At 60.7% G+C, this 7,378-nt stretch carries 4 protein-coding genes; 1 reads left to right on the top strand and 3 read right to left on the bottom strand.

From position 1 onward, the window contains the following. Positions 1–2,751, bottom strand: a 2,751-nt coding sequence (locus tag AWM79_RS18350; RefSeq protein ID WP_208599911.1) for a DUF6531 domain-containing protein, incomplete at its 3' end; no start/stop codon positions are given. Between the two features lie 462 nt (positions 2,752–3,213). On the opposite strand from AWM79_RS18350, the gene AWM79_RS18345 reads away from it, so the two are divergent. Further along, a complete protein-coding gene (locus tag AWM79_RS18345) occupies positions 3,214–3,816 on the top strand; it encodes a BON domain-containing protein (protein WP_060783479.1) in 603 nt (200 codons plus the stop codon). 281 nt (positions 3,817–4,097) lie between these two features. On the opposite strand, the gene AWM79_RS18340 is transcribed toward AWM79_RS18345, so the two are convergent. Together AWM79_RS18340 and AWM79_RS18335 are read right to left on the bottom strand one after the other, a co-directional pair. After that, the gene (locus AWM79_RS18340) at positions 4,098–4,397 is read right to left on the bottom strand and encodes a DUF2845 domain-containing protein (RefSeq protein WP_060783478.1); all 300 of its coding nucleotides are present in this window, start codon (positions 4,395–4,397) and stop codon (positions 4,098–4,100) included. Continuing rightward, positions 4,394–7,318 (bottom strand): DUF748 domain-containing protein, encoded by a 2,925-nt coding sequence (locus tag AWM79_RS18335; RefSeq protein ID WP_060783477.1) that lies wholly within the window; start codon positions 7,316–7,318, stop codon positions 4,394–4,396. Before AWM79_RS18335 ends, AWM79_RS18340 begins: the two co-directional genes overlap by 4 nt. Between the last annotated feature and the right edge of the window lie 60 nt (positions 7,319–7,378).

Raw genomic sequence — 7,378 nt, 5'->3', positions numbered from 1 at the left:
GGTCACTTGGTCCAGCCGGTCGTAGCTGTAGGTGGTGCGGCCATCGGCGGTGATCTTGGCGATCAGGCGACCCAGTGCATCGCGTTCCAATTGATGGACGATAGGAGCCGGAGTCGGGCTTCCATCCTCTTGAGGCGCTGGCAAGTGTTCAATGGCGACTACGTTGTCGTGCGTGTCATAGCTGTACTGCCGGGCGCTGCCGTCCAGATCCTGTTGGCGGATCCGGCGGTCGTTGGCATCCCAGGCAAAGCGGTAACTTTCCCCGTTCTCGTTGGTCAGTGCCTGCAAGCGGCCATAGGCGTCGTAGTGGTATTCGATCTGTCGGCCAAGGGCGTCGGTGCGTTGGCGTACCTGGCCGCGTCGGTTGTACTGGTAGCGCGTGCTGCCGCCAGCGGCGTCGATATGGGCGATCAGTTGGCCGTGGGCGTCGCGCTGGTAGTGGTCGAAGCGGTCCACGGGCCGTTCGGTTTGCAGCAGTCGGCCTTGAGCATCGCGTTGGTAGTGCACCCGTTCGCCAAAGGCATCGGCCACCGTACACAGGTGGCCGCGTCGGTCGTAGTAAAAGTCCGTGGGATAGTCGGAGCAATCGGCGTGGTAGGTCAGTTGCCCGCATTCGTTCCAGCGCAAGGTTCGGCTTTTGCCCGTGGCATCGATGATTTCCACCACCTGGCCGAAGGCATCGTAGCGATAGGTGGTGGTGTGCCCCAGCGGGTCGGTTTCGCTGAGGCAGTTGCCGCGTTGGTCGTAGCGGTACTGCCAGGCCTGGCCGGCGGCATCGGTTTGCACTTGGGGCAGCGACCAGTGTTCCAGCCACAGGGTGGAGTCGATACGGCCCAATGGGTCTTCGCTGGTGGACAGGTTGCCGGAGGCGTCGTAGCTGAAGCGCCAGTGTCCGTCCTGCGGATCAATGGCGCCGAGTAGCTGGCGTTCGTCGTTCCACTGAAATTGCCAGGTATGGCCGAGGGGGTCGGTGTAGGCGGTGATCTGGTACTGGCGGTTCCACTGGAGGGTGCTGACACGCCGTAAACCATCGGTAATACGTGTGATGCCAGCCTCCAGGTCGTAGTCGAACTGGTAGTCATCGCCGTCATCGGTCCAGTGCCGGGTGACGCGCCATTCCTGTGTTTTTTGTGTTTTCTGTGTTTCTTGTGTTTCCTGTGTTTCGATCAGCGCCCATTGATAGAAACAACGCAGGCCGCTGGGCAATTGGTGTTCGACCAGGCGCCGGTGTTCGTCATAGGCAAAACGCCGCTGAACTTGCCCTGTGGCATCGCGAACTTCACTCAGGTCGCCCGCCGCATCGTAGTCATAGCTGACCAGCACTTCGCGGGTTTGATCGGGGTACAGGCGTTCGATCTGGCCGATACGCCGAGGCCCTTGGGGGCTGTGGTAGATCAGTTCCACCTGGACTTGGTCGAAGGTGTCACGCAAGCGAATCAGCGTGCCCGACTTGCTGTAGTCGAGGTAGAGCCGGTTGTCGTTGCGGTCGCCCAACTGGCTCAGGCGCAGTCGCGAGGGATCGGCGAGGGTCGGTTCAAACAGCCGGTACAGCCCGTCCTCGCTCTCGATCAGCAACTGCCCGTTGTCGTGGCGCCGCACGCTCAAGCCTTCGCCGGCACTGAACACCGCATGGCCCAGCGGGATTGAGCCCATATCGATCTGTCGGGCCTGCTCGTCGGTGTAGATCAGCCGTTCGCCGCCTTCGGGACGGGCTTCGAGGCGCACGTTGATTTCATACGGCAGGCTCCAGCCCTGGCCGAGCAAACTGTCGTGGCGTTCATCGCGGCTGTTGTAGAAGCGTTGCCAGTCGAGGGGCAGCAAACCGGGCAAGGCGAAATCGAGCTCGTCCTCGCCGCCCAGCACCTTGGCACCAGTGGCGGCGTGGACCGGGTTAGGCGAGCCGGACATCGCCGCGCTCAGGGCGTTGCTGACCTGGCCGGTGCCCCATGACGTCAGTCCGCCGACCAGCATGCAGGGCAATTGGCTGAAAAACTTCGCGCCGCCACCGCGCAACATCAACAAGGTGCCCACCGCCAGGCCCACGCCGGGGGGCTTGCCGCTGCGGATTTCGCGTATCACCACGGGCGCGCCACCGATGCGCACATTGGGTGAAATCAGCCCGTTGACCGCACCGACCCGAGCCTCGCAGGTGCTGCGATCACCCGTGCGCACGGCGGGCTGGCCGTTGATGGTGACTTTGCTGGAGCCTTCGGCGAGATAGACCTGGGGCATCGGCGGGTGTTTGTCGCAGGCCACGCGATCATAAGGGCTGGGAATGGCGCCGGGCGCGGGGGTGGCGACGGTGGGCCGCCATAGCTGGGAAAAGAAGCCCTGGGCGATATCCAGGTAGCCAGCGGACTCGCCGGCCAGTACCGGGCCGATCCTGCCAGCGGCGCGGGCGGCGGGCTTGCCGTTGATAAAGGTGTCGGGCGAGCCGGTGGTGATATGGGCCTGGACCGTGGGCGGAAACAGCGCATTGCTTAGCCAGTCGCAGAGCTGTTTCACCTCCTCGTCGGTGCCGGTCTGGTTCATGCCGACGCCGACCGCAATGCCCACCGCGCTCCCGAGTACGAGGCAGCCCAGCCCACCGGTGGCGACGGTGATACCCGTTGCCGCGACAACCGCCGTGGTGGCCAGTGCGCCGACCGCGACAGAGGCGGCGATTTCCAGGACTCCGCCCAGGAGGTCGGCCATCGGCGCGGTGTGCAGCAAGGCATCGCCTTCGCGGGCGGCCCAGTAGGTGTCGGTCATGCCGGTGCGTTCCGTGCGAACAGGGACGCCCATCGGACCATGAACGAAGACCGGGAATTAAGAGGACGGCCTGACTACAGGGCGTAGGAATGGTCTCTATAAGAGATTGAAATGGCTGACTTTACGGCCTGAGAAAAATCTGCAAGGCGTTTGGCGATCTCACTGGCCTCTTCGCGAGCATGCTCGGCTCCGACAACGGAGGGTGTTCGAGCTTGGTTCGACCGAAAACTAGGGTGACAACGACACCCAACGGGCTGTTCAGGGCGCAAACACGCAACTTGCATGCTACTTGGCAACCAGTCATGCAAAATGCACGACAGCGCTTTTTTTGATTTTGTATAAGTTATTGATTTATATAAATTTACTTTGTTTTCGAGGGTTGGCACAGCACCTGCAATCATATTGACAACCCTGTCGCCAGGACTAAGGCGCAGATTTTTCAGAAGAACAGGAGTTACCTGTATGAAGAAGTTCGCTATCGCTGTAGCCACTGCCAGCGCTCTGACCCTGACCTTGGCCAATACCGCCTTCGCTCAAACCTCTCAGGCACCCATGGTTCTGGCTGCCGGTGAAGTGACCGAAGCCAAACAAGCCACCTCCGACACCTGGATCACGACCAAGGTGAAGAGCGATTTGCTGACCGAGAAGGGTATTCCTGGTTCGAAGATAAAAGTTGAAACCAACCAGGGCGTGGTTTCCCTGTCCTCGGACGAGAAGATCTCCGATGCTCAGAAAACCACCGCTATAAATATCACCAAGAATATTAAGGGTGTTAAAGCGGTATCGGCTGACGGCTTGCTTGCCGGCGGTGTCGCGCATCCCGACAAAATCGACCGTGCCAAAGAATCGACCTCCGACACTTGGATCACCACCAAAGTAAAGGCTGACCTGGTGACTGAAAAAGGCATTCCTGGCACCGACATCAAAGTCGAAACCAACAAGGGTGTGGTGTCGTTGTCATCAGACGTGGCGGTGACTGAAGCGCAGAAAACCACTGCTGTCGCTATCACCAAGAAAATCAAAGGCGTCCAGGCTGTTTCGGCCGATGGCCTGAAAGCCAACTGAGGTTCATCGGTTTCGCTGGAACCCGCTTTAGGGTCAAGCAGGTGGTGTTGCAGTGTACCTGCTGAACCTTGAGGTTCCGGCGACGGGTCGCAGGGAGTGACCCACCACAGGTCCCGACGTTACGCGTCGGGACCTGTTTTTATATAGGGCTTGCGAAGACTGATGCCCTGTACGGGGTCCCCGTAGGCCACAGGAGTGGAGCCTGTCCGCACGGACGCCATCACCGCCCATCGAACGCTGACCGGTCATTCCTTCAGGGTGTTGTTGGGGTCTGCGGGTTGTCAGTTCCCGCGCTTGCTGTCGATGCGCTCCAGGCGTCCGCCGACAAAGCGCAGGTACTGGACCATGCCACCACTCTGGGGATAGACCCATTCTTCGATCTGCACCTCGACACGACGATCGACGCTGCGTTGATAGCCCACCACATCCCGGGAAAGTGGTTCGCCGCATTTATCCAGAACCTCCGATTTCCTGTCGCCGATGCTGATCAAGTGGCTGGCGCAACGCAAGGAGCCAGCCTGGGCCTGGCTGGCAATCAATGCCCATGCCAGGCCGAACAGAATAGGTTTGAACCTGCTCATTCGCTATCCAGGTGCAAGGGAGTGACGACGCGGCCATCGCTCTCGGCTTGACCGAGGCTGGCATCAATGAAGTACACACGAGTGTCTTCCAGTTGGCCTTTGTCTACCAGGAAGTCCTTGATGCTGCTGGCCCGCTCCTGGCCCAATTTACGCAGCAATGCGGCGTTGCCACTCCAGTTCTTGAGTACTGCGTCGCGCAGTCTGGCGGTGCGTTCGTCGCGGCTCAATTGCGCCCATTCGGCTGGCGGCTGTTGCTTGAGCTGACTGCGGTAGATGCCCTCCAGCATCGGCGCCTTCTCACCCTCCGGCACCTGCAACAACGAGGCCTGTGCCGGGACCTTGTCGCCACGGCGCTGGAGCATCTTGTAGTAAGTGGCCTGATATTCGCGGTCCAAGCGTTGCTGGGCGATGAGCGGGCCGTCGCTGGCCTGGGCACTGGTGCCTTCGATCTCCAGGCGCAGGTTTGGACGTTCCTTCAAGGCGGCGGCTAGCTTGCTCAGGGACGATTCGGCGTCCTTGCTCAAGTCGCTGGAGCCTGGGGTGAAGGCTACATTGCTGAGGTCCTGGGAATCGCCACCGGCAATCAGCCCGCCAATGAACTTGAAGGGTGCCGTGGCTGCCCGCACGACCAGGTTACGCAGGGTCTGCCAGACAATCGGCATGACGCTGAACTGCGGGTTGTTGAGGTCGCCGGAAACCGGTAGCTCGATGGAGATCTTGCCATCGGAGTCCTTGAGTAGGGCGATAGCCAGCTTGATCGGTAGATCGACGGCGTCCGGGCTGTCGACTTTCTCGCCCAGTTGCAGTTGCTCGACCACTAACTTGTTCTCGGCCTTCAACTGGCCCTTGGTGATCAGGTAATGCAGATCGAGATTGAGTCGGCCCTTGCGGATACGATAACCGGCGAACTTGCCGGCATACGGTGTCAGGGTGGTCAGCTCGACGCGTTTGAAGCTGGTGGCGATATCCAGGCTGGCCATCGGGTCGAAGGGATTGAGCGCGCCCTTGATGGTCACGGGTGCATAACGATCGACCTTGCCCTTGATATCGACATTGGCCGGCTTGGCCTGGCGGCTGTCGATGGTGCCGATCTGGCCGTTGAGTTGCTGGATGGCGGTGGCGAAGTTGGGAGTGAGGCTGAAGTCGGCGAAGTTGGCCGAGCCATCGTTGATGGCAATGCCGCCGACATGGATACCCAGTGGCTTGCTGTTCGACGGGGCGGCCTTGGCCGTCGATTTGCCAGGTCCCCCAGCCGGCTGTGGAATCAGCAGGTCATCGATGTTGGTGGTACGGTCGTCGTTGATCATGAAACGGACATAGGGCCGGAACACGCTGACTTTGTCGATCGACAGGCTGTCGCCGTGCTGGTAGTTCAGGCCGTCGACCGCCAATTTCTGCCATTTCACGAAGTCCCGACTCTTGAGAGTATCGAGGGTGTGCAGTTGATCGACCTGAGCTCTTCCGGTCACGCTGAAGGTCAGCGGGTCGATATTTTTCAGGTTGACGTCGAGGTCGCTGCCGAGCAGGCCGCTGCGTACTTCCAAGCGAATAAACGGCTCGACATAGGCTTGGGCCACTCGCAAGTCGATATCCTGGGTCTTGACCTTCAGCTTGGCACTGATCGGGCTCAAGCTGACTTCGCCACTGGCAAGCACCTTGCCTTGCTTGCCCAGTCCGGTATCGAACTTGAGGCTGAAGGGCGATGGATTGAGGCTGTCGAAGTTCTGCAGGTCGAGGTTCAATGGGCCGAGATCGAGGGCGACCGGTGTTTTGTTCGCGCGGTCGGCGAGATGTATGCGGTAGTCGCGCAGTTGTACGTCCTTGAGCAGCACCTGCCAGGGTTTGCTGGGTGCAGTCGGTGCGGCGCCAGGGGTATCGGCGGTCGCAGGTGGTGGCTCCTTGGGGGCGGGTTTGGCTGGCTGGCTGGCGAGCAGTTTCTGCCAGTCCAGTTGACCATCGGCTTCACGGGCTGCCCAGGTTTCCAGCTTGCTACTGCGGATCTTGCCGACGACGACCTGCTGCTTGGCGAGGTCGATGCTGGTCTCGCTGACGTCTAGCCGCTCCAGGCGCGCCAGGGGCCGGCCATCGGGAGCCTTGATGGCGAACGGTGCGACGCTGAGCGACGTGTTGCTCAGCAGCAGCTCGGTGTCCTTGGCGAGGTTGAGGGTGTAATCGGTGCTGAGATTGACGATGCCATCTTCGAGGTCCAACGGCAGCGCATCACGGACGTAGGGCCACCAGAGCTTCATCTTGCCATCGGTGACTTTCAACGAGCCTTGGGAGGTGATCGGCACGAGGCTGACATTGCCTTTCCAGTCGATACGCCCACCTTCGGGGCCTGCGGCCACCAAGGTCATGTCGGCGGCGTCGTCGGGCAGGGTGCTGAGATTTTTCAGCTGCAGATCCATCTTGTCATAGAGGAACTCGATAGGTTCGCTCGGACGCAGGTCCTGGAAGTGCAGATAGCCGCCAGCCAGTGCGATCTGGTCGATGCGCACGGGGAAAGGCTTGGCATTGGGATCGGTCGGGGTCGGTTCGCTGGCGGGCAACTTGAACAACCGGGCGAGGTTGAGGCTGCCGTCCTTGCTGAAGGTCACTTCAGTCTTGGGCTGGTCCAGTTGGACTTCGGCCAAGTGCAGGGCCTGGGTCCAGAGGCTGTCGGCCTGCAGATTGACATAGAGACGCTCGAACGCGACCTGCTCCTGGCCCGGCTCGCCGATGTTCAAACCCCACAGCGTCAACTCCAGACTGAACGGGTTGAACTCCAGACGCTGGAGCTTGGCAGGCACCGTGGCGTAGTGCGCCAGTTGCTGGTTGGCAATACGCAGGCCCACGCCCGGCAGGATGAAAAAACCTAGCACGGTGTACAGCGCGAGGACGGTCAGCAAGGCGCCGAGGGCGCGTTTCAATCCTTTGGGCATGTGAGGCGTCGTCTATCTCAGTCGGAGGTGCTTTGGAGTATGGCACGCGTTAGCGGTTCC

The sequence above is a fragment of the Pseudomonas agarici genome (genome assembly GCF_001543125.1).
GTDB lineage: Bacteria > Pseudomonadota > Gammaproteobacteria > Pseudomonadales > Pseudomonadaceae > Aquipseudomonas > Aquipseudomonas agarici.
The sequence above is the reverse complement of the archived record's forward strand: the minus strand, read 5'-3'. Positions and strand labels throughout refer to the sequence as shown.

Excerpts from the sequence above, each read along its gene's own strand:
- AWM79_RS18340 (WP_060783478.1), bottom strand. The coding sequence starts at position 4,397 with ATGAGCAGGTTCAAACCTATTCTGTTCGGCCTGGCATGGGCATTGATT.
- AWM79_RS18345 (WP_060783479.1), top strand. The coding sequence starts at position 3,214 with ATGAAGAAGTTCGCTATCGCTGTAGCCACTGCCAGCGCTCTGACCCTG.
- AWM79_RS18335 (WP_060783477.1), bottom strand. The coding sequence starts at position 7,318 with ATGCCCAAAGGATTGAAACGCGCCCTCGGCGCCTTGCTGACCGTCCTC.